The sequence below is a fragment of the Paenibacillus sp. JNUCC 35 genome (assembly GCF_058269095.1).
This window is the reverse complement of sequence record NZ_CM177771.1, coordinates 1,887,846-1,908,706: the sequence shown is the minus strand read 5'-3', so window position 1 is coordinate 1,908,706 and position 20,861 is coordinate 1,887,846. Positions and strand designations below refer to the sequence as shown.

Here is a 20,861-nt window from a genome sequence, read left to right as displayed (position 1 = left end):
TAACTCAACCCGATATTAGCGAGTCCTCATTATAAGCGACGATGATTCTTTGAACTAAGGAATGACGGACGACATCCTGCTCCGCAAATATAATGAATCCGATTTCTTCAATGCCATTCAGAATGCGCTGCGCCTCGATCAGGCCCGACGTTTTGCCGCGGGGAAGGTCGATCTGCGTCACGTCACCCGTTACAACCATTTTGGAACCGAATCCCAGACGGGTCAGAAACATTTTCATTTGTTCCGGGGTCGTATTCTGCGCTTCATCCAAAATAATGAAGGAATCGTCAAGCGTACGGCCGCGCATATAAGCGAGCGGCGCGATCTCGATAAGCCCCCGCTCCAGCGATTTCACGACCTGCTCGGGGCCCATAACATCGTTAAGAGCATCATACAACGGACGTAAATAGGGGTCAACCTTTTCCTGGAGGTCTCCCGGCAGGAAGCCCAGGCTTTCTCCCGCTTCAACCGCGGGCCGGGTCAGAACGATCCGTTTGACCTTGCCTTCCTTCAAAGCCGTAACGGCAAGAACAACCGCCAAGTACGTTTTCCCCGTACCTGCCGGTCCGATTCCAAACACGATGTCTTTCTTCTGTATGGTGGAGACGTACTGTTTTTGTCCGATCGTTTTAACGCGAATGGGCTTTCCTTTGTGGGTGGTCGTAATCTCCCCTTTGAAAAGCTCCAGCAGTTGATCCGCTTTCATTTGCTTGGCGAGCTCGACGGCATACAGTACATCGCGTTCCGAAAGCGGATACTGGTTGCGGACCAGCTCCAGCAGTACCTCGAATAAATGTTCCAGTTTGCGGACTTCCTCCGCATCCCCCTGAATCGTAAGCTCCGCGTCCCGGGTAAAAATACGCGCGTTCGTTTCCTGCTCGATCAGATGCAGAAAGCGGTCCTGCGGACCGAATACGGCCTGCGCTACCGAAGTATCTGCAAGTGCTACTTTAATAGTCTTAGCGTTTTCTCCCAAAAGGCCTCATTCTCCTTGCTGTACGATAGGTTGCTCTTCCATGATAAATTCTTCCACTTCAAAATGCACTTCCATATAAACTTTACCATTCTCTGATTTTTCATGCAAAATTTTTTCGGTTACGATGCGCGCGTCTTTCCCCGCTTCGCTCATAAGATCGGCCCGGGCCCGTTCCAGACCGATGGCTTTTGATTCGGCCGGGTCCAGTTTCCGCTCGACCGTTTCGGAAGCCATAAGCTTCTCGCTTAGCCAGCCGACAGGAAGCTTAAAAGAGCGCCATTGGAGCGTTTTCTGCTCCGGAATCGTCTGATAGTGTTCGAATGGAAGCTTCCCGTAGCCGCTTACCTGGATCCCTTTGGAGCCGAACACGAGATAATTCCGCGTCTTCGAATCGCCCGTATACGTTTCGTACGTTTGGATCATCGGCACCTCGATTTTGGAGGTGTACCAGACCATGCCTTTCACATATCCGTCCGCTACGACGATCTTCTGATTCGCCTCGTCGCCGAGCGTACCGGAAATAAGCACGTCCCCTTTGCGGACGTAGGCATTGGGCTGGACGAGCGGACGGCCTCTTTTCGCCTGGATTTCCGTCACGACGGCGTGTTTGGACGCCACAAGATTGCGAGGGCTGACGAGCGGTTTTTCTTCCGGCTTGTCCGCTTCGACGATTTTGATCGTAACCTGGGTGCCCTTAATCTCCACCCCGACCCACGATGTGCCGGGCAGATGGGTTTGCAGGCCGAACGAAAGCTTCTCGGAATCGCCCATCCGGTATTTCCATTGGTGGAGGTACAGCCCTTCTTTGCGGGCGGCATCCAGGATCGTTTGGGTCCCGATCTTTACGTTGCCTTCCACCTTAATCGTCCATACGAAAGAAGATAGAATGAAAAGGGATGCGATAAAAGCAACGCCGCCGGCCAGAAAAGTTTTACGCTTGGCCAATTTCCGGGCAGCGAAGGGCAGTCCCTCGCGCTTTAGCGGATGCATCCGGCAGCCTGTCTCTTTCAGAAGCGGCCTGAGACGCAGCGCATCCCGGCAAGGCAGGCAGAGCTCGACCAGCCTGTCTCCCGACACCCGTATGTCCCATAACGAAAACCCTTTGGAAAGTGCGCGGTTGATAAACTCCGCCGCTCTTTCACCTTTCACTTCGATCTTCACGTATCCCTGTATCCACTTTAACACCGCCGATTGCACGCCGAAACTCCCCTTTCCGGACCCGTTATGGCATATATCTGATATCCGCGATAATCCCCTCGATAAGTACTTCTTCCGTTAAAATGGCGCGGATCACCAATTCCTTACCGCTTACCTCAAGCTTCCCTCGTGTAAGCTGCAGACGCAGCATCTCGCTGGAAAAATGCATAACGCCGCAGTGATTCTCCACGTAAAGCTGGACGTTGCCGATCATCGTGATCCGGGGAATATCTTGTACGACATCCTGCGGAAGGTCGAGCATATTAGCAGTCATTTGCTTCCACTTTTGCGTGAGCCGGCGCATTCTCTCGTCCCTCCCAGCCTTTGCCCCATGCTTTCAGCACGCAGGCGCAAATTCAGGCGCTTCTTGTTCAGACGCTGCTTTTTCCAATCTATGCGAGACGCACGTGATTTATGAGCGGTGTTTCGTCCCTATCCTGCGGGCCGCGAATTGGAGCATTTCGTGTTTATCGGCGTGTAAATAAAGGGATGCGATAGGTTATATCTGAAATTACTTCGGCATGCGCAGAAGCGACAGAGAAAGATTCACACGTGCAAGACGCCTCCAAACACCCTCGGGAGACGCCAATCTTTCTGATGAGTATAATATTGGAAAAGACCGCAGAATGCCTCTGCGGGCGTTCTACGGTCTTTGGGACGCCAGCCCGGCGGCACGGCTCGCTCGGGCACAAAAAAGCCGTTCCGTCCGGTATTACCGGCGGAACGGCTTTTTAGCCCGCGGTGGGCCGAGTATTTCGGCCCAGATAACCCCCTGCACCGCCTGACGCGGGTTCAGGTCGACACCGGCGGCGGAGTCCCCGCCGCCGGGAGCCTCTTCGCGCACGGCGCGCGCTTCACGCTTGCGCGGCGTCTCCGCCGACGTTGCGAAGCTGCCGCGGGCATCGCTCGCGGCAAAGCCGCCGCTGCGCCCGCGCCCGGCCGCTGCTGGCTCGGCCGCCGTCCAATCGTCCGCCGCATCTTCGGCGGACCAATCACCGCGCCGGTCGGGCTCCCGTCCGGTCCCGGACGAAGGCCGGGTAGATGCGGCCGAACGTCGCGGAAGGCCCTGGCCGCTGAAATCCGGCATCCGGTTCGGATTGCCGGTCTTTTTGCGCTTGCCCGACAGCATGGACACCAGAAAAATACCGATCATTATAACGAAAAAGAAATTGTTCGCAATCAGTTCGATCAGACGCTCCATCACCACGCCCCCTTTCCCGGGTCAGTCTCGACAAGAGATGCCCCGGTAAACTTCGGTGAAGCAACTAATAAAGGGATGCCGATTCCCTCCGAGACCGGGTGGAACCGGCACATCTGCCGAGCAAAGCCCGGAGATTTTCACCGCCTTTATTCTTTAGCTTCTTTACCCTCTTCCGACATTTTGCCGATGGAACTGCGCATATGCGTATCGGCATCGATATTTTTATAATTCATGTAGTCCATTACGCCGAGCTTTCCGTTACGCATAGCATCCGCCATTGCCTGAGGCACCTCGGATTCGGCCTCCACAACTTTTGCTCTCATTTCCACGACGCGGGCTTTCATTTCCTGCTCCTGGGCAACGGCCATGGCGCGGCGTTCTTCCGCTTTGGCCTGCGCGATCCGCTTGTCGGCTTCGGCTTGCTCGGTTTGAAGATGCGCTCCGATGTTCTTGCCTACGTCGACATCCGCGATATCAATAGACAAGATCTCAAAAGCGGTACCTGCGTCCAGACCTTTACCGAGTACGGTCCGGGAAATCATATCCGGATTTTCAAGAACGTCCTTATGCGAGCCGCTGGAACCGACAGTCGTAACAATCCCCTCGCCGACACGGGCGATAATCGTTTCTTCGCCGGCGCCCCCGACGAGGCGATCGATGTTAGCCCGAACCGTTACCCGGGCGATAACTTTCACTTCGATCCCGTCTTTGGCCACCGCGGAAACGGTCGGTGTCTCGATGACACGCGGGTTTACGCTCATTTGAACGGCCTGGAGCACGTCACGGCCGGCCAGATCAATGGCAGCCGCCCGCTCGAACGGCAGTTGGATATCTGCACGGTGTGCCGCGATCAGGGCATTGACAACGCGGTCAACATTACCGCCCGCCAGATAGTGGCTTTCCAGTTGATTAATGTTCAGCCCCAGTCCGGCTTTAATCGCTTTAATGAGCGGATTCACGATCCGGCTCGGAATAACACGCCGCAGTCTCATCGCCACCAGAGTAAGAATACTGATACGGACGCCCGAAGCCAGTGCGGAAATCCAGAGCATAACCGGAACGAACGTGAAAAATACCATTAACAAAATCAGAACCACAGCGGCAATCAACAGATAAAAATAAGATTCCATTCGTCAAAAAACCTCCCTTTACGTAATTAAATGGCGCTCTGCCGGCTGTACCTTATTTTTCTGCGCCGGCTTCTTCTTCATGCACCACGACTCTGCTTCCCTCCACGAGAACGACCTTGACCAAGCGTCCGGCAGGAATAAATCCGCCTTCCGTTACCACATCCACCCGGTCTTCCCCGAATTGGGCCGTACCGGACGGACGAAGCGGCGTAAGTGAAGTTCCCGTCTGCCCCATAAGATGCAGCTTGAACGAGCTGGACACAAAGCCTTTTTCGGTAGTTAGCTCCTCCTTGAGGATAAAACGGTTCCATACTCCCCTCGCCGGAAACTTCTTGACGGCGATAAAGAGAAGAACAGCCGCCGCAACGAAAGCGATAACAAGCAAAAGCGCCGCCGTCTGAGGGTTCTCGGCCGCCAGAATCACTCCGCTGAACAAGGAGATACTACCGGCTATACCGAGTATGCCGAAGCTCGGAATGATCAGTTCAAGCAGCAAAAGCAGCACGCCCAAAACGAACAGCCCGATATCTCCGGACCCCGCTCCCCCAGCAAGATAATTGCCGAGGAAATACAGCCCGAATCCGATAACCCCGATCGACCCTAGAAGACCGAACGTCCAGAAAAGCAGCTCGAGTCCGATTCCGACAATCCCGATCAGAAGCAGGATCGCGGCAACGGCCGGATGTGTCAGGAAACCGCCAAGCGCACTCGTAAAGCCCTGCTGCGCCGCAGTCCCGGCTGATGCCGCCGCCAAACCGGGCAGGCAGCCGATTGATCCGAGGACCGCGGCAGAGCCCAGAAATGTTCTCCGTAAGCTGATCATGGCTTTTCCTCCTAACCCTGTAACTGTCTTATAGTCTTTTTTACGTAACAGGATAAAAAACGTTTCACCAAATGTTCATAAGTTGGCGGCAGGTTCCGCGAACAAGCCGGAGCAGCCGCTTAAGCTTGTTTGCGCAGCGGCCTCCGTTTTATCGTTTTCCGGCTATGAAAAAAGGCCGGAAGCATCACTGCTTCCGACCCCGTCGGTTTATTACAGGTTTTGTTGCACCAGTTGGTTAACTAATTTCCCGTCAGCCCGACCTTTAACTTTCGGCATGAGGGCCGACATTACTTTTCCCATATCCGCTTTGGAGGAAGCGCCAACTTCTTGGATGGTCTGCTTTACAATTGCGCTTACTTCTTCCTCTGTTAACTGCTGCGGCAGGTACTTCATTAGAATGTCGATCTCAGCGTGCAGGCTGTCGGCCAAATCGTCCCGGCCGGCGTTTTTAAATTCTTGGAGGGAATCTTTGCGTTGTTTGACTTCGCGATTCAGAACATCAAGCACTTCATTGTCATCTAAGGTTCGTCGCTGGTCTATCTCGATATTCTTGATAGATGCTTTTACCATACGGATTACGGAGAGTGTAAACTTGTCTTGACTCTTCATCGCTTGCTTCATATCATCGTTCAAACGTTCGCTTAAGCTCATGAACTTGGGTTGCCTCCTAGAACTTTCTCTTACGAGCAGCCTCAGATTTCTTTTTGCGCTTAACGCTCGGCTTCTCGTAGTGCTTGCGCTTTTTAATCTCCGCCAATACGCCATCCTTAGCAATGGAACGCTTAAAGCGGCGAAGTGCAGCATCTATGGTTTCATTCTTGCGAACTCGAGTTTCTGACACCAGTTTTCCCTCCCTCCGAACAGACCGTCCAATCAAAGCGGTTCATCAAACTTCATTATAGGGGAAAACGTTTCTAGGTGTCAACCTAAAAGCTTTACTCCTATGACAATAAATTCTATGAATTATCTTTGAGCTACTAGAGGACCCAAATTCGTGCCGCCGAGCAGGTGGTAATGAATGTGGAAAACCACTTGTCCGCTGTCGGGTCCGCAGTTGTTGATGAGCCGGTAGCCGCTCTCTTCGATACCGAAATCCCGGGCGATTTGCTGCGCGGCCTTGTGAACCGAACCGATCAGCGCCCAGTCTTCTTCTCCGGCGTCTTTCATCGAGGCGATATGCTTCTTCGGAATGATCAGGATATGAACCGGAGCGGCCGGCTGGATATCGTGAAAAGCCAGCACCTGCTCGTCCTCGTATACCTGCTTGGATGGAATTTGTCCGTCTCTGATTTTGCAGAATAAGCAATCCACTGTTTCGTCTCCTCCTTTATCGAATCGTACATGCTCATGTGCATAGATTTGTATGTATATTTTTATCATACTGAATAACGAGTCAAAAAGAAAATAAAAAGTGAGCGTCGTTCCAGAAAAAGGTAAAACCGCCGGAAGACGGATGTCTCTCCCAGGCGGTTATGGATTTTTGTATCAATAGTACGGAAGCAGCGAAAGGACCGTCAGCGCCACCAGAGGGGAGGTGAATCTGCGGAACCGGGTCCGCACTCGCGCCCGGATAGCGGTTCCGCCGCTTTTTATGGCTTGGAGGGCTTGCGCCTCATCTCCTTGTGGATCTTCTTCCACTTGTCCTTCTCCGCAGTCTGAAGGGATTTGCTCTCCTTGCGGGCCAGGAAGGCCAGCTCCTTCTGCAGCTTGACGTAGCTGTCATAGCGCGCCTGGTCCAGCGTCCCGTCTTCTATGGCGCCTCTCACGGCGCAGCCCGGTTCGCTGTTGTGGCGGCAGTCCGGGAAGCGGCAGGAGGCCGCCAGCGTCTCGACATCGTCGAACGACTGGCTGAGCCCGCTGTCCGCCTCCCACAGCTGAAGTTCGCGCATGCCGGGCGTATCAATCAGCACGCCCCCGCCGGGGAGCAGGAGAAGCTCGCGGTGGGTCGTCGTATGGCGGCCCCGGGCGTCGTCCTCGCGGATCGCGCCGGTGTCCATCGCCTCGCGGCCCAGCAGCGCGTTGATGAGCGTGGACTTCCCCGCTCCGGAGGACCCGGCGACTGCGGCCGTCCGGCCGATACCGAGGTAGGCGGCGCGGAGGCCCTCCACCCCTTCGCCGAGGAGCGAGCTGACGGCATGGACGGGCACGCCCGGCGCTATGGCCTCCGTCTCGGCAACCCGGAGGGCCACTTCCTCAGGCGAGGCGCACAGGTCCGCCTTGCTGAGGATGATGACGGGAGAGGCGCCGCTCTCCCATGCCATGACGAGGTAGCGCTCCAGCCGGCGGAGATTATAATCCGCATTGAGCGCGTTAACGAGGAAGATGACATCGACGTTCGCGGCGACAATCTGCTCTTCGATCACGTTGCCCGCCACTTTGCGGACGAACATGCTTTTTCTCGGCAGGACGCCGTGAATGGTGGCGCGGCCCTCTTCCTCGCGCACGCTTAAGGCCACCCAGTCGCCGACCGCGGGGTAATCTCCCCGGCTGCGCGCCTGGTAGCGCATACTGCCCGACACCTCGGCGAGCACTTCGCCGGAATCGGTTTTGACCCTGTACATTCTCTTATGTTCAAGCGCGACGCGGCCTGCCGTGAGACCTTCCGCCGACATTCCCGTCAAAGCTTGCCGGAATTCTTCGTTCCAGCCTAATTCAGTTAAATTCAATCCGTGAACACACCTTTCATCCTATCTGCTTCCCAGTCTAGCAGGAAAAGGCCCGAATTAACCGGGAAACAATCATTCATAGCTGTTTTTTACCTCTCAGCCGCAAACGGCAAAAAAGACCCGACGGAATTCCATCGGGTCTCTCAGTTGAAGGTGTCGGTGTATTCTGTCCCGGGTAATGCCCCGAGGGATGAATGAACAAGCGGGAAACGAGCAACTGGCTTGCCGCTCGCTTAAGGCCGACCACCGTTATGTAACGCCTTGCCGCGTGCCGGGAACCCGCGTTGCCGCAAAATTGCTTGTCAAACGCCGCCAGCCGAAGCGATCTCCCGTGGGTCTGAACGCCAAACGTTCATGACAGGTCGTGCGGCATTCCGTTTACAGGACCTTCTCCTCTTCCGGCATACGCGGGAGCTCGACCGTTACGGTCGTTCCCTGCCCGAGCTCGCTCGTGACCTGCAGCGTTCCTCCGTGCAGTTGGGCGATTTCCTGGCAAATGGACAGGCCCAGGCCGCTGCCCGGCTGCCGGTTGTCGGCCTTGTAAAACTTCTCCGTCACATATTTCACCGCTTCCGGTGAAATCCCTTCGCCCTCATCTTCCACGATCAGCTGCACGAGACTGCCTTCCACGCGGGTCATGATGCGGATTACCCCGTTCTCCTGCGTGAATTTCATCGCATTGTCAAGCAAGTTGATCAACACCTGCTTGAGCCGGTTCTGATCCCCGAAAACGTAGAGGCTGTTCTCCGCAAGGGAGATTTGCAGCTCCATTCTGCGCCTCTGGCAGTTCCCCGCAAACTGCTGGTAAATGTCTTTCACGAGGCGGTTGACGTCCACCGGTTCACGGTGCATTTTCATATTGCCGGACTGGAGCTTGGAGAAATCGAGGAGGTCTTCGACCAGCCCGATCAGACGGTCCGTTTCTTTGGAAATGACGGAAAGACCCGTAAGCGTTTCTTCCTTCTCGTTCAGGTCACCCGAAACCAGCGTCTCGCTCCAGCCTTTAATCGACGTTAACGGTGTCCGCAGCTCGTGGGAGATCGAGGAGATAAACTCGTTCTTCAGGCGGTCGTTGCGGAGAATTTCGTCCGCCATGTAATTGAGCGTATCCGCCAGATGCCCGACCTCGTCGTCATGCCGTTTGACGGCCTTGTTGTGGAAATCGCCCTGGGCCATGCTCTGGGCGACATCCGTGACCTCGCGGATAGGTCTGACGATCCGGTTGGCGAGAAGCAGACTGACCGCCAGGGATACGAGAATGACGGCCACGCCGATGCCGATGATGATCCAGGCTGTCCTCATGACCATCCGGTCGACCTGCTCGATCGAAGTCGTGTAGCGCAGGACGCCGACGACGCGGTCCCCGTTCTTGAGGGGATAGGAAAGCGCCATGATCCTCTCTTTGGTGTCGGTATTCAACCCGATCCACTTGCCGGGCTCTCCGAGCAGAGCGGACTGGACGTCCGACGTATCGATTTTGCGTTTGGAGGTAAACCCGTACGAATCCCGGATCAGATTCCCTTCCAGGTCCACTACCTCGACCCGGCTGATTTCGTCCTTTGCAAGCTCTTTTAAAATGTTGCGGGCCCTCTCCTGGAGAGGAGAAAGCGAATTGTAGCGGTTGTTGTAGTCGACTGTGAATTTGGCGCGTTCACTTAAGGCCTGAAGGGCGCTTCCGTAATAATATTGGTAGATGGTTCCCAGAAACAAGCCTCCGAGAAGCAGCACAATAAATACGATGATCAGCAGAAAATTCCAGACGACTTTACTCCTTATGCTGCTCAAGGGCGGATTCCTTCTTCCAGAGGTACCCATAACCCCAAACGGTTTCGATATGTGCAGGGTGCGACGGATCTACCTCGATTTTTTGGCGGATACGGCGGATGTTGACGTCCACGATTTTTAAATCGCCGACAAAATGCTTACCCCATACGGCATCCAGAATTTCATCCCGGGAAATCCCCTGGTCGGGCTGTTCCATGAACAGCTTCAGAATGGCAAACTCGGTCGGCGTGATATCGATTTCGGTCCGTCCCTTAAACAGTTTCCGTTCCTTCAATTGCAGCGTAAAGATGCCGGAGCTCAGGCTCTGTTTGGCCGATTCCTGCTCGGGAATTTCCAGCCTCCGGTACAGGGCCTTAATTCTCGCGATGAGCTCCACCGGGCTGAACGGCTTCGTCACGTAATCGTCCGCTCCGATCTCCAGACCTTCGGCTTTGTCCGTATCCTGCGATTTCGCGGTCAGCATGATGATGCCCATTTTCGGGTACATTTTCCGCAGCTGCGCGCACACGTCGAATCCCGATAATTGAGTCGGGAGCATAACGTCCAGAATGGCGATGTGAAAAGGGCCTTCATCCTTTACAAGCTGGAGGGCTTCCTCGCCCGTCGCCGCCTCCGTAACATCAATATCGTTGCGTTTAAGATTAATCCGGATAAATCCGCGGATCGATTCTTCATCTTCCAAAATCAGTACTCTCATTCCGGTCTCCCTCCCCTTCTCTAATAATAGACCGGCTTCAGCCGCTCCTGTATATCTTTCAATCCGAGTTTCATCTGGTTATATTCCTGCAAGGATTTGACGGACAGGTTCGTCGGCTTCTCCGGCAAAAACGCTACGGTTTTGCGCCCGTACGACGTATCAAGCTCCACGAAGTCGATTTCCTTCTTCTGCAGCTCGTTCTTCATGTTCTCCCACTGCTCCGTCGGGTAATACCGGATGGTCAGCAGCTCCGCTTTTTCCTTGCGGTTCGCGCTTAAATAATAAAAAGTCGTGTACCCGTCGGCACGATCGCTTTTGGACCGTTCCAGCGTAATTTTGCCTCTCCACGATTCGGGAAAATCAAACCGGTACGTGACGTTGTTGTCGTAGTAATTTTCGTGCACCCATTTGAGCCCGTTCGTGCCGTCCCACTGATACCACTGGTGGATCCAGGGCATATCGGTCGGATTGCTGTTTTCGATAAAAGGAGGGATCTTGAGCAGCTCGATCTCCATAATACCGTCTCCGTTGACGTCTTGGGATCTTCCTTTGTATTCCTTGAAGGTTTGAACGTTCCCCTGTTCGTCCTTGGCACTGAAAACGTCTTTAAGTTTGCCGTTGTTCCAAACCAAGAGAGAAGTATAAGATGTATTGGCGCCAAGCCCCGCGTCCACGAAAATCCCGTTCTGCGAGTCGGTCGCTTTGCCGATCACGACCTGGTAGTAACCGTTGACGCCGCCGTCCATAGGCAGCTTCTGCATCAGCTTCTTCTCCCCGTTCTTGAACGAGTATAAAGAAGCGGAAGCGTCCAGCTTGTCGCGGTCGAGAAGCAGGGCGGCCACCTCAGGCACTCCGTCGCCGGTCAGATCGCCGATCGCGATCTCGGTGTACGGAATTTTCTCCATCTGGCTCACCACCGAGCCTTTCATGGAATAAACGAACAATTCTTTATTGAGATTGACAGCTTCTCCGGCACTCCAGCCTACGAGCATTTCCGGAGCCCCGTCTCCCGTAACGTCCACGAAGTCGACGCGGTCGATTTCTCTGCCCAGCTCATGGATATCGGTGACTTTCCGCCATTCTTCGTTCACTTGTTCGAGAATGAGGGCCCCGAGTTCGAACTCATTCTTCTGCAGCCTGTAAAAGGCCACGGCTTCCTTCTGGTTGTCCCCGTTAAGGTCCACCTGGTAAATCGGGCCGGCCGCCGAGTTGTCGGGCAGCTTGAGCGGCGTGTTGAGCACCGCGCCCGGAGGCAGATAGTGGGTCACCGCCTCTTTGAGCTGATACAGGCTCGAGCTCATGGCCGGAGCCTTCAGCAAAGCGGCGGGAGAAGAAGATATGAGCTGGCAGCCGCTGAGCAGCAGCATGGAGAGTCCGGCCGTCAGCAGGCCCGCTGCGGGTCGCGGTATCCATTTGATTCTTCTCTTCATGACATTCCCCTTTTCTAGTGCTGGTTCCATTATAGCAAAGCTGCCCCGGAAGCAGGACCTGAAAATTCTGCATGGACGCGAACGAAAAAACCGCCCGATGCCGGCAAATACGGCATGGACGGCTCGCTTCCGCCGGTTCGGCAGCCTTCCGCAAAACCGGTCCGGGGCATTTCATTATTTCGCAGCCAACAATTCCGGCACGGTAACAAACTGGTAGCCCTGAGCCTGCAGATACTCGCAAATTCTGCGGGTGGCCTCCACGGTATTGCTGAGGTCCCCGCCCTTGCCTCCGAAGCTGTGCTGCAGAATAATGCTGCCGGGATGAATATGCTGTTTCACATTGTTCATAATCTGATCCGGCGTATTACCGGCCCAGTCTTTCGTATCGATCGACCAGCCGATGATAAGCTGCCCCTGCTGTGCCGCTACCGCTTTGACGTTATCGTTGACGGCGCCGTACGGGGCACGGAACAGGTACGTTCCCTTGCCGAGCGCTTTCTTCAGGGCCTCGTCCGTGCTCGTCATCTGTTCGCGGGCCTGTTCGGGCGTCAGCTTAGGCAACTGCGCGTGACTCCAGGTATGGTTGCCGACCGCATGGCCCTCGTCCACGATCCGCTTCACCATGTCGGGATATCTATCGACCTGGCGACCGACCAGGAAGAACGTCGCTTTCGCGTTGTACTTGCTCAGCACTTCCAAAACCTGCGGCGTCCAGTGCAGGTCCGGACCGTCGTCGAACGTAAGCGCAACGAGTTTATTTTTGGTCGAAACCGAATAAATCGGCGTGGCCAAGTTTGCCGACCCGCCGCCCTGCGGAGCTTGCGTTGCCTGCGGCGTCGGCGCAGGATCGGGCGTGGCCGTCGGAACCGGCGTAGAATCCGGCTTCCGAGTCGGCTCCGGAGTCGGCGTAGGATTGGGATGCGCGCTCTTATCCGGCTTCTTCTCCGGTTCATTCGCGGTCGGGACCGGCGTCGGGCTTGGCGTAGCCGCCGTTTCTCCTGGGGAGGGGCCGGCAGCCGTTTGTTTGGTCAACAATGCATGGCTGACATTGTATGCAATAAACAACCCCAGCACTATCATAAGGACATAGCGCAGTCTGAACACTTTTCTTTTTTTCATGATTCCTTCCATCTCCCATTTGTTTCTTCGGCTGATTGTCTATGAACCTACCAGCCTGTCTATGATTTCCAGCACATAGGAACGACTGACGCGGCAAGGCGTCTTCTCCTGTATTCCCCGGGTCCGTTCCCTTCAACGTGTTTCCTTATCCTAAGTGTACTCCATCTTTCGACACAAGTAGTTACGAAACCATTACATTTGGAACAATTAAGCCGTTACGATCCCGTTACACTTGTAAAAAAATGTACAAGCATGACGAAAAAAGCTTCCGGCGCAGGGGCCGAAAGCTTAAATATAGAGGAAGTTTTATTTCCTGTAAAGACCAATTTTTAGAGAGACTGGCAGGTCGGCCGCGAAACGTTTTGGTTCCGCGCACGCTCGATAAGTTCGTACGCTCTCGCGACTTCTTCTTCCGTCGGTGTGCGGGCGTCCTTGAGCGGATATTCCCGGTGAAGAAGATCCCATTTATAGGTTCCCAGCTTGTGATAAGGAAGAAGCTCGAATTTTTCCACGGTCGTCAGACTGACCAGAAAAGAACCGAGTCGCTCCAGCTCATCTTCCGTATCCGTCATTCCGGGAACGAGCACCCGCCGGATCCACATCGGCCTGCCGTGATCGGAAAGCCAGCGCGCCGTGCGCAGGATCTTGTCGTTGGGCTGGCTCGTCAGCGCGATATGCTTGTCGCGGTCCATCATTTTCAGATCAAGCAGAACGAGGTCCGTTTCTTCAAAAAGCTCGCGGACATGCTCGTGGCCCACTTCGCAAAAGCCCGAAGAGTCGAGCGCCGTGTTCACGCCGAAGCGTTCCTTGCACGCTTTGAAAAGCTCCGCGACAAACGCCGCCTGCAGCGTCGGCTCTCCTCCCGTTACGGTGATTCCCCCGCCCGACTTCCGGTAGTACGGAAGATAAGGCTCCATTTCGGCGAGGATTTCATCGACGGTCACCGTCCGTCCTCCGCAGGTGTCCCACGTATCGGGGTTGTGGCAGTAGCCGCACTGCAGGGCGCATCCCTGCATGAAGAGAACAAACCGGATACCGGGGCCGTCTACCGTGCCGAACGTTTCGATGGAATGGATTCTGCCTTTCATGACTAACACGTCCTTTGCTTCGGCGTGCCCCGGTCCCTTTTACATGGCGCCGTGGAACGTCCGGTTAATAACGTCGAGCTGCTGCTCGCGAGTGAGTTTGATAAAGTTGACCGCATAGCCCGAAACCCGGATGGTGAGCTGCGGATACTGCTCGGGATGCTCCATCGCGTCCAGAAGCTGCTGCCGGTCGAATACGTTCACGTTGAGATGGTGCGCTCCGCTTTCGAAATATCCGTCCAGCATATGGACGAGATTGTCCTTGCGCGTCTGCGGCTCTTTGCCGAGCGCTTTGGGCACGATCGAGAACGTGTTCGAGATGCCGTCCAGGCTGTGCTCGTAAGGCAGTTTGGCGACGGAGCCGAGCGAGGCCAGCGCGCCTTTGCGGTCGCGTCCGTGCATCGGGTTCGCGCCCGGCGCGAACGGTTCGCCCGCTTTGCGCCCGTCCGGCGTGGAGCCGGTTTTTTTGCCGTAAACGACGTTGGACGTAATGGTCAGGACCGACTGGGTCGGAACCGCATCCCGGTAAGGCTTGTGCTTGCGGATCATGCCCATGAACGCTTCAACGAGAGAAACGGCGATGGAATCGACGCGGTCGTCGTTGTTGCCGTACATCGGGTAATCACCTTCGATTTCGAAATCGACGGCGATTCCTTTCTCGTTGCGGACCGGGCGCACTTTGGCGTATTTGATCGCGCTCAGCGAGTCGGCGACTACGGACAATCCCGCGATTCCGCAGGCCATGGTACGGACGATTTCCCGGTCATGAAGGGCCATTTCAATCCGCTCGTAACAGTATTTGTCGTGCATGTAGTGAATCACGTTCAGCGTGTTCATATACAGCTTCGCCAGCCATTCCATGACACCCTTGAATTTATGCATGACCTCGTCGTAATCAAGTACATCGGCGGTAATCGGTACGCTTTCGGGTCCGATCTGGACCCCAAGCTTTTCGTCCACGCCGCCGTTAATGGCATATAGGAGAGCTTTGGCCAGATTGGCCCGCGCTCCGAAGAACTGCATCTGCTTGCCGATCTTCATGGCGGATACGCAGCAGGCGATGCCGTAATCGTCGCCGTAGAAAGGACGCATCAGATCGTCGTTCTCGTACTGGATGGAGCTCGTTTCGATCGAGACTTTGGCGCAGTATTTCTTGAACGCCTCCGGCAGCTGCTCTGACCAGAGCACCGTCAAGTTAGGCTCGGGAGCGGGACCCAGGTTATACAGCGTATGAAGAAACCGCATGGAGTTTTTCGTCACGCGGGTCCGGCCCGACAAGGACATGCCGCCGATGGACTCCGTCACCCAGGTGGGGTCGCCGCTGAACAGCTCGTTATAATCCGGCGTACGCAGGAATTTGACAATCCGCAGCTTCATGACGAAATGGTCCACCAGCTCCTGCGCCTGCGTTTCGGTCAAGGTTCCTTCGCGGAGGTCTCTTTCGATATAAATATCGAGGAAAGAGGACACCCGTCCCAAACTCATCGCCGCGCCATTCTGTTCCTTGATCGCCGCCAAGTAGGCGAAGTACAGCCACTGGAACGCTTCGCGGGCATCGGAGGCCGGCCCCGTGATGTCAAAACCGTGGTCGGCGGCCATCTTCTTCAGCTCGGCGAGCGCCCGGATCTGCTCGGACAGCTCCTCGCGGGCACGGATGACGTCCTCCGTGATCGCATCCACTTCAAGAAGCAGAAGATCCTTCTTCTTATCGGCCACGAGGGCGTCGATGCCGTACAGCGCTACCCGGCGGTAATCCCCGATGATCCGACCGCGCCCGTAAGCGTCCGGCAAGCCGGTGATGATGCCGGCTTTTCTGGCGGCCCGCATGTCGCTGGTGTAGGCGTCGAACACGCCCTGGTTATGCGTCTTGCGGATGTCCGTGAACAGCCGGACCATGTCCTGCGGCAGCTTGAAGCCGTAAGCTTCGCAGGCGTCCTCCATCATCCGGATGCCGCCGAACGGCTGCACGGAGCGTTTGAACGGCTCATCCGTCTGGAGCCCGACTACGCGCTCCTTGTCTTTGTCGAGATAGCCCGGTGCGTGGGAAACGATCGTGGACACGGTGTTCACATCCACATCGAGCACGCCTCCCTGCTCTCTTTCGCGCCGGGTCAGGTCCTTAACGACTTCCCAAAGCGCCTTCGTATCTTCCGTCGGAGGGGCAAGAAAAGCCTCGTCTCCCTCATAAGGCGTCAGGTTAAGCTCGATAAAGTCACGGACGTCGATCCCGTGCTGCCACTTTCCTTTGCGGAACCCGCGGTATACTCCCTCTTCAGTAGACTCCATGCGCATCTCGCGCTCTTCGATAGCCATTTTCGTTCCCTCCTTGGAATGAACGGACGGGCCGCGGAGCGGCCGCCCGGCAAAGCTGATTTCGTTTCAGCGCAAACTTTACTGCACGCGCCGTTATGATCACTGTCTCTGTTTCCGTTTCACCGCACCGGCTGCTGCGGCGCCGCTCCCGCTTATTCAGGCAGCAGATAAATCCCGATCCGCTTGCTCAGATTCTGCCGTAGAAAGCGTCCCGGTACACTTCGGCCAGTTCGCTGACGAGCGGCATTTTCGGATTCGCGGTCGTGCACTGGTCTTCGAACGCTTTGTCCGCCAGGTACTCCACACGGCTTTCGAAATCATCGGCATCGAATCCGAGTTCTTTGAACGAAGCGGGGATGCCCAGCTTCTGATTCAGCTCGCGGATGGCGTCGATGAGACTCTTGACGCCTTCCTCCGTGGTGGCGGCCGGAAGCCCGAGGAACCGGGCGATTTCGGCGTAGCGCTCGTCGGCGCAGTAGTGCGAGTATTTCGGGAACGACGCGTATTTCGACGGCTTCGCCGCGTTATACCGGATGACGTAAGGCATCAGGATCGCGTTGGTCCGTCCGTGCGCCGTTCCGTACTGCCCGCCCCACTTGTGCGCCAGGCTGTGGTTGATGCCCAGGAAGGCGTTCGCAAAGGCCATGCCGGCGATCGTGGACGCATTGTGCATTTTCTCCCTGGCCAGCTTGTCGGCCGTCGCATGGGACTGCTCCAGGTTGCGGAACACGAGCTTGATGGCCTGCAAGCAGAGCCCGTCCGTATAGTCGTTTGCCATAACGGAGACGTAAGCTTCGATCGCGTGTGTGAGCACATCCATGCCGGTGTCGGCCACGGCTGTTTTCGGGAGCGAGTAAACGAATTCGGGATCGACGATGGCCACATCCGGCGTAAGCTCGTAATCGGCAAGCGGATATTTCGTGTGGCCGTTCTGTTTATCCGTGATGACGGCGAACGAAGTCACTTCCGAACCGGTACCCGAAGTCGTCGGGATGGCAACAAACTTCGCCTTCTTGCCGAGCTTCGGATACTTGAATGTCCGCTTGCGGATGTCCATGAACTTCTGTTTCAGCGAATGGAACGTGACGTCGGGGTACTCGTAGAACAGCCACATCGCTTTCGCCGCATCCATCGGCGATCCGCCGCCGAGTGCCACGATGCAGTCCGGCTGGAAAGCGTTCATCATGGCCGTACCGCGTTCAACGGTGTCGACCGAAGGGTCCGGCTCTACATCGCTGAAAACTTCGATGGCTACCGGCATCCGGCGCTGGCGCAAATAATGTTCCACGCGTTCCACGTAGCCGAGCTTCACCATCATCGGGTCGGTCACGATCAAAACACGCGTGATGTCCGGCATTTTCGCCAGGTACTGGGTGGCGTTTCTCTCGAAATAAATTTTCTCGGGTACTTTAAACCACTGCATATTCACCGTCCGGTGTGCGACTTTTTTGACGTTGATCAGGTTGACCGCCGTCACGTTCGAAGAAGTGGAATTACGGCCGTAAGATCCGCAGCCTAGCGTCAGTGAAGGGATATTCGCGTTGTAGATATCCCCGATCGCCCCGTGAGTCGAAGGCGCGTTAACGATAATGCGGCAGGTCGGCAGCTCCTTGGCAAAAGCGGCGATCACTCCGTCGTCGTTCGAATGGATGACCGAGGTGTGGCCGAGTCCGCCGAATGCCGCAATCTCCGCTGCCCGGGCAATGCCCGCTTGAGCCGTGGCGGCCGTGTAGCAGGCCAGCACGGGGCTCAGCTTCTCGGCGGACAGCGGGTAGGCCGGACCGACGCCGTCCAGCTCGGCGATCAGGATTTTCGTCCCGGCGGGAACCTCGAACCCCGCCATTTCGGCGATGCGTGCCGCCGGCTGGCCCACAATCGCCGCGTTCACGGCGCATCCGGCGTTCATGCCGAACTGGGACAGCTTCTTCGTTTCCTTGGCGCTCAGGAAATGGCATCCCTGCGCCTTCAGCATCGCCTTGGCCTCCGCCGCGATCGCTTCGTCCAGGATAACGGCCTGCTCGGATGCGCAGATCATGCCGTTGTCAAACGTCTTCGAGAGAATCAGATCCGTGACTGCCTGGCGCAGGTCCGCGGTTCTCTCGATGAAGCACGGCACGTTGCCAGGACCGACGCCGAGAGCGGGTTTACCTGCGCTGTAAGCGGATTTGACCATGCCGGAGCCGCCGGTAGCCAGAATCAGGGCCACTCCCTCGTGGTGCATAAGCTCGTGTGTCGCTTCCATAGAAGGCTTCTCCACCCACTGAATGCAATCTTTCGGCGCCCCGTGGCTTACCGCCGCTTCGTACAGAACGCGGGCCGCTTCGGAGCTGCATTTCTGCGCGGACGGATGGAAGGCGAAAATAATCGGATTCCGCGTCTTCATCGCGATCAGCGCCTTAAACATCGTCGTCGAGGTCGGATTCGTTACCGGGGTGACGCCAGCGATAATTCCGACCGGTTCGGCGATGGACGTAAGGCCGGTCGTCGGATCGTCGTCGATTACACCGACCGTTTTGTCGTACTTCACGGAATTATGGATGTACTCGGTCGCGAACAAGTTCTTGATGATCTTGTCTTCATATACGCCGCGCCCCGTTTCTTCCACTGCAAGCTTGGCGAGAACCATATGCCGGTCTACGCCGGCCAACGCCATTTCCTGTACGATGCGGTCGACCTGGGACTGGTCCAAGCCTTCAAAAGCGGCCTGCGCTTTCTTCGCGTTCTGCACCAGCCGGTCTACCTGTTCTTTGGCCGCCGCAGCTGCGGGTTTTACGGTCTCATTTTCCTGTACAGCCATCTCTCCGCCTCCTCTGTTCTTTCTACACCTTCATTGTAGGAGATTGTGAATTTTTTCACTATGACATTTCTCACAGACAAAAAGAGCGTCCCCGCCTTATGGTGAAGACAGGAAACACGCGCGCGCTTTACCATCATCCGCAGGACCCGACAGGAGGAAATGACGATGAGCACAATAACCGTGGAACGTCTGCCCTATGCCTCTATGGACCCAGGCAGCCAGTTGTCCGACGCCCTATATTATTTGAAGCAGCAGCATGAATTTCTTGAGGCCGATCTGCTGGAGCTGCAAATGCTCGCACGCGGAATCGGAGCCGCCGGAAGCCGGGATTCGCTCAAAACCGATTTACACCAGCTGAAGGTACGCGCCGAACGGTTCTTGAAGTTTTTCCAGCAGTATCAGCAGGATGAACAGGAAACGCTTTTCCCTATCGTTGATTTGTACACGGGCGACAAAATGGGCCCTACCGCCGTTATGAAGCAGGAATACAACATGGCCGTCCACAATCTGCGCCTTTTCTTTCAGGCTCTCAAAGAAGACAGTCAAACCCTCGATCCCCTGTGCGCCAAACGTTCGGTATCCCACGTGCTCCAGTCGTGCTTCATTCTTCTTGAGCATATGCGTAAAGAAAAAGAATGGGTATTCCCGCTCGCCGAGCAGATGCTGACCGATATCGAGCAGTTTTATTCGTAGAAAGCCGCTTTTCCCGATTAAAAGGAAACCGGAGCCGCCTAATGCAGACGGAACTCCGGTTTTTTTGTGTCCTTTTGCCTGTAAACGGAAGGTTTGCGTTGGATATGGACGAGCGCGGTTATTAACATTGTGCGCAAAATGTGATTTTTGTCATATATGATCTACGTCATATCCGGTATACTGGAAGCAGAAGTCAAAGAGGAGGGAAGCCATCATGAACACCGGCACAAATCCCGTTTACTATACGAATCCCCGGAACACGGCTGCCTTTAAGACGGAAAATTTGCAGAAGCTGACGGATATTATGCATGAGCAGAAGCTTCAACCCGGCGCCTACTTGTTTTGGGAAGGCGATACGGCTGACAAGCTTTATTTTATAAAAAACGGCCGGGTACGCGCTACGAAGTCTACGGACGAAGGCAAGGATCTTGTGCTTTACTTATACCAGCAGGGCGATCTGATCGGCATGATCGATCCCTACGACGACACGAAGCATTGGTACAGCGCGGAAGTGCTGGAAGAAACCCTGATCGGCGTGGCGCACAAGAAAGACGTGGAAATGCTGATCTGGCAGAGCGGCGAATTCGCTCTGGAATTTATGCGCTGGATGGGGCTCAGCCACCGGATGACGCAGACAAAATACCGCGATATGATGCTGTACGGAAAACCCGGGGCCCTGTGCTCCACCATCATCCGCTTGTCGAACACGTACGGCCGGCACGAAGAGGACGGGACGATCCGCATTACGAAGAAGCTCACCCACTCGGAGCTGTCGGATATGATCGGCTCCACCCGCGAAAGCGTGAACCGCATGTTCAGCGACCTGCGCAAAGCTCAGGCCATTGAAATGGATAACGGCTACATCATCATTCGCGATTTGAATTATTTAAAGGGCATTTGCCACTGCGAAAACTGCCCCGTAGAAGTGTGCCGGATGTAACCGGCACAC

19 protein-coding genes are annotated in these 20,861 nt (G+C 55.6%); 2 read left to right on the top strand and 17 right to left on the bottom strand.

The window, feature by feature from the left end; genetic code table 11:
* Positions 1 to 4: 4 nt before the first annotated feature.
* From AC2TF6_RS08710 to adhE, 17 genes are all read right to left on the bottom strand, one after another.
* Positions 5 to 976: a PhoH family protein gene (locus AC2TF6_RS08710; RefSeq protein WP_491310709.1), complete on the bottom strand. Its 972-nt coding sequence runs from the start codon at positions 974 to 976 to the stop codon at positions 5 to 7.
* Positions 977 to 982: 6 nt separating this feature from the next.
* Positions 983 to 2,173, bottom strand: a complete 1,191-nt coding sequence (yqfD, locus tag AC2TF6_RS08705) for a sporulation protein YqfD (RefSeq protein WP_491310708.1) — start codon at positions 2,171 to 2,173, stop codon at positions 983 to 985.
* A 25-nt stretch (positions 2,174 to 2,198) separates the two neighbouring features.
* Positions 2,199 to 2,477, bottom strand: coding sequence for a sporulation protein YqfC (gene yqfC / locus AC2TF6_RS08700; protein ID WP_009671655.1), 279 nt, complete (start codon positions 2,475 to 2,477; stop codon positions 2,199 to 2,201).
* A gap of 408 nt (positions 2,478 to 2,885) precedes the next feature.
* Positions 2,886 to 3,374: a YqfB family membrane protein gene (locus AC2TF6_RS08695; protein WP_491310707.1), complete on the bottom strand. Its 489-nt coding sequence runs from the start codon at positions 3,372 to 3,374 to the stop codon at positions 2,886 to 2,888.
* A gap of 146 nt (positions 3,375 to 3,520) precedes the next feature.
* Complete coding sequence (floA, locus tag AC2TF6_RS08690; RefSeq protein WP_491310706.1) at positions 3,521 to 4,504, bottom strand: flotillin-like protein FloA; 984 nt, start codon at positions 4,502 to 4,504, stop codon at positions 3,521 to 3,523.
* Positions 4,505 to 4,556: 52 nt separating this feature from the next.
* Positions 4,557 to 5,327 carry an NfeD family protein gene (locus tag AC2TF6_RS08685; RefSeq protein ID WP_491310705.1) on the bottom strand — a complete coding sequence of 257 codons (771 nt, stop codon included), beginning with the start codon at positions 5,325 to 5,327 and terminating at the stop codon, positions 4,557 to 4,559.
* 210 nt (positions 5,328 to 5,537) lie between these two features.
* On the bottom strand, positions 5,538 to 5,978 hold the full coding sequence (locus AC2TF6_RS08680) for a GatB/YqeY domain-containing protein (protein WP_009675051.1): 441 nt from the start codon (positions 5,976 to 5,978) through the stop codon (positions 5,538 to 5,540).
* 16 nt (positions 5,979 to 5,994) lie between these two features.
* The gene (rpsU, locus tag AC2TF6_RS08675) at positions 5,995 to 6,168 is read right to left on the bottom strand and encodes a 30S ribosomal protein S21 (RefSeq protein ID WP_024094532.1); all 174 of its coding nucleotides are present in this window, start codon (positions 6,166 to 6,168) and stop codon (positions 5,995 to 5,997) included.
* Between the two features lie 122 nt (positions 6,169 to 6,290).
* Positions 6,291 to 6,638, bottom strand: coding sequence for a histidine triad nucleotide-binding protein (locus AC2TF6_RS08670; RefSeq protein WP_009675046.1), 348 nt, complete (start codon positions 6,636 to 6,638; stop codon positions 6,291 to 6,293).
* Positions 6,639 to 6,916: 278 nt separating this feature from the next.
* A complete protein-coding gene (rsgA, locus tag AC2TF6_RS08665) occupies positions 6,917 to 7,993 on the bottom strand; it encodes a ribosome small subunit-dependent GTPase A (RefSeq protein ID WP_491310704.1) in 1,077 nt (358 codons plus the stop codon).
* Positions 7,994 to 8,371: 378 nt separating this feature from the next.
* Entirely contained in the window at positions 8,372 to 9,778 is a 1,407-nt protein-coding gene (locus tag AC2TF6_RS08660) for a HAMP domain-containing sensor histidine kinase (RefSeq protein ID WP_217557953.1), read from the bottom strand.
* Positions 9,759 to 10,475 (bottom strand): response regulator transcription factor, encoded by a 717-nt coding sequence (locus tag AC2TF6_RS08655; protein WP_009675036.1) that lies wholly within the window; start codon positions 10,473 to 10,475, stop codon positions 9,759 to 9,761. Before AC2TF6_RS08655 ends, AC2TF6_RS08660 begins: the two co-directional genes overlap by 20 nt.
* Before the next feature lie 20 nt (positions 10,476 to 10,495).
* Positions 10,496 to 11,905: a hypothetical protein gene (locus tag AC2TF6_RS08650; RefSeq protein ID WP_491310703.1), complete on the bottom strand. Its 1,410-nt coding sequence runs from the start codon at positions 11,903 to 11,905 to the stop codon at positions 10,496 to 10,498.
* Between the two features lie 174 nt (positions 11,906 to 12,079).
* Positions 12,080 to 13,024, bottom strand: a complete 945-nt coding sequence (locus AC2TF6_RS08645) for a polysaccharide deacetylase family protein (RefSeq protein ID WP_491310702.1) — start codon at positions 13,022 to 13,024, stop codon at positions 12,080 to 12,082.
* 329 nt (positions 13,025 to 13,353) lie between these two features.
* Complete coding sequence (gene pflA, locus AC2TF6_RS08640) at positions 13,354 to 14,112, bottom strand: pyruvate formate-lyase-activating protein (RefSeq protein WP_491310701.1); 759 nt, start codon at positions 14,110 to 14,112, stop codon at positions 13,354 to 13,356.
* Between the two features lie 39 nt (positions 14,113 to 14,151).
* Positions 14,152 to 16,422: a formate C-acetyltransferase gene (gene pflB, locus AC2TF6_RS08635; RefSeq protein ID WP_491310700.1), complete on the bottom strand. Its 2,271-nt coding sequence runs from the start codon at positions 16,420 to 16,422 to the stop codon at positions 14,152 to 14,154.
* A 187-nt stretch (positions 16,423 to 16,609) separates the two neighbouring features.
* Positions 16,610 to 19,219 carry a bifunctional acetaldehyde-CoA/alcohol dehydrogenase gene (adhE, locus tag AC2TF6_RS08630; protein WP_491310699.1) on the bottom strand — a complete coding sequence of 870 codons (2,610 nt, stop codon included), beginning with the start codon at positions 19,217 to 19,219 and terminating at the stop codon, positions 16,610 to 16,612.
* A 165-nt stretch (positions 19,220 to 19,384) separates the two neighbouring features.
* On the opposite strand from adhE, the gene AC2TF6_RS08625 reads away from it, so the two are divergent.
* Both AC2TF6_RS08625 and AC2TF6_RS08620 read left to right on the top strand, forming a co-directional pair.
* Entirely contained in the window at positions 19,385 to 19,912 is a 528-nt protein-coding gene (locus AC2TF6_RS08625) for a hemerythrin domain-containing protein (RefSeq protein WP_491310698.1), read from the top strand.
* Between the two features lie 214 nt (positions 19,913 to 20,126).
* On the top strand, positions 20,127 to 20,852 hold the full coding sequence (locus AC2TF6_RS08620; RefSeq protein WP_009675045.1) for a Crp/Fnr family transcriptional regulator: 726 nt from the start codon (positions 20,127 to 20,129) through the stop codon (positions 20,850 to 20,852).
* Positions 20,853 to 20,861: the final 9 nt, after the last annotated feature.

Excerpts from the sequence above, each read along its gene's own strand:
- yqfC (WP_009671655.1), bottom strand. The coding sequence starts at position 2,477 with ATGCGCCGGCTCACGCAAAAGTGGAAGCAAATGACTGCTAATATGCTC.
- AC2TF6_RS08695 (WP_491310707.1), bottom strand. The coding sequence starts at position 3,374 with ATGGAGCGTCTGATCGAACTGATTGCGAACAATTTCTTTTTCGTTATA.
- floA (WP_491310706.1), bottom strand. The coding sequence starts at position 4,504 with ATGGAATCTTATTTTTATCTGTTGATTGCCGCTGTGGTTCTGATTTTG.
- AC2TF6_RS08685 (WP_491310705.1), bottom strand. The coding sequence starts at position 5,327 with ATGATCAGCTTACGGAGAACATTTCTGGGCTCTGCCGCGGTCCTCGGA.
- AC2TF6_RS08680 (WP_009675051.1), bottom strand. The coding sequence starts at position 5,978 with ATGAGCTTAAGCGAACGTTTGAACGATGATATGAAGCAAGCGATGAAG.
- AC2TF6_RS08655 (WP_009675036.1), bottom strand. The coding sequence starts at position 10,475 with ATGAGAGTACTGATTTTGGAAGATGAAGAATCGATCCGCGGATTTATC.
- AC2TF6_RS08650 (WP_491310703.1), bottom strand. The coding sequence starts at position 11,905 with ATGAAGAGAAGAATCAAATGGATACCGCGACCCGCAGCGGGCCTGCTG.
- AC2TF6_RS08645 (WP_491310702.1), bottom strand. The coding sequence starts at position 13,024 with ATGAAAAAAAGAAAAGTGTTCAGACTGCGCTATGTCCTTATGATAGTG.
- pflA (WP_491310701.1), bottom strand. The coding sequence starts at position 14,112 with ATGAAAGGCAGAATCCATTCCATCGAAACGTTCGGCACGGTAGACGGC.
- pflB (WP_491310700.1), bottom strand. The coding sequence starts at position 16,422 with ATGGCTATCGAAGAGCGCGAGATGCGCATGGAGTCTACTGAAGAGGGA.
- adhE (WP_491310699.1), bottom strand. The coding sequence starts at position 19,219 with ATGGCTGTACAGGAAAATGAGACCGTAAAACCCGCAGCTGCGGCGGCC.
- AC2TF6_RS08625 (WP_491310698.1), top strand. The coding sequence starts at position 19,385 with ATGAGCACAATAACCGTGGAACGTCTGCCCTATGCCTCTATGGACCCA.
- AC2TF6_RS08620 (WP_009675045.1), top strand. The coding sequence starts at position 20,127 with ATGAACACCGGCACAAATCCCGTTTACTATACGAATCCCCGGAACACG.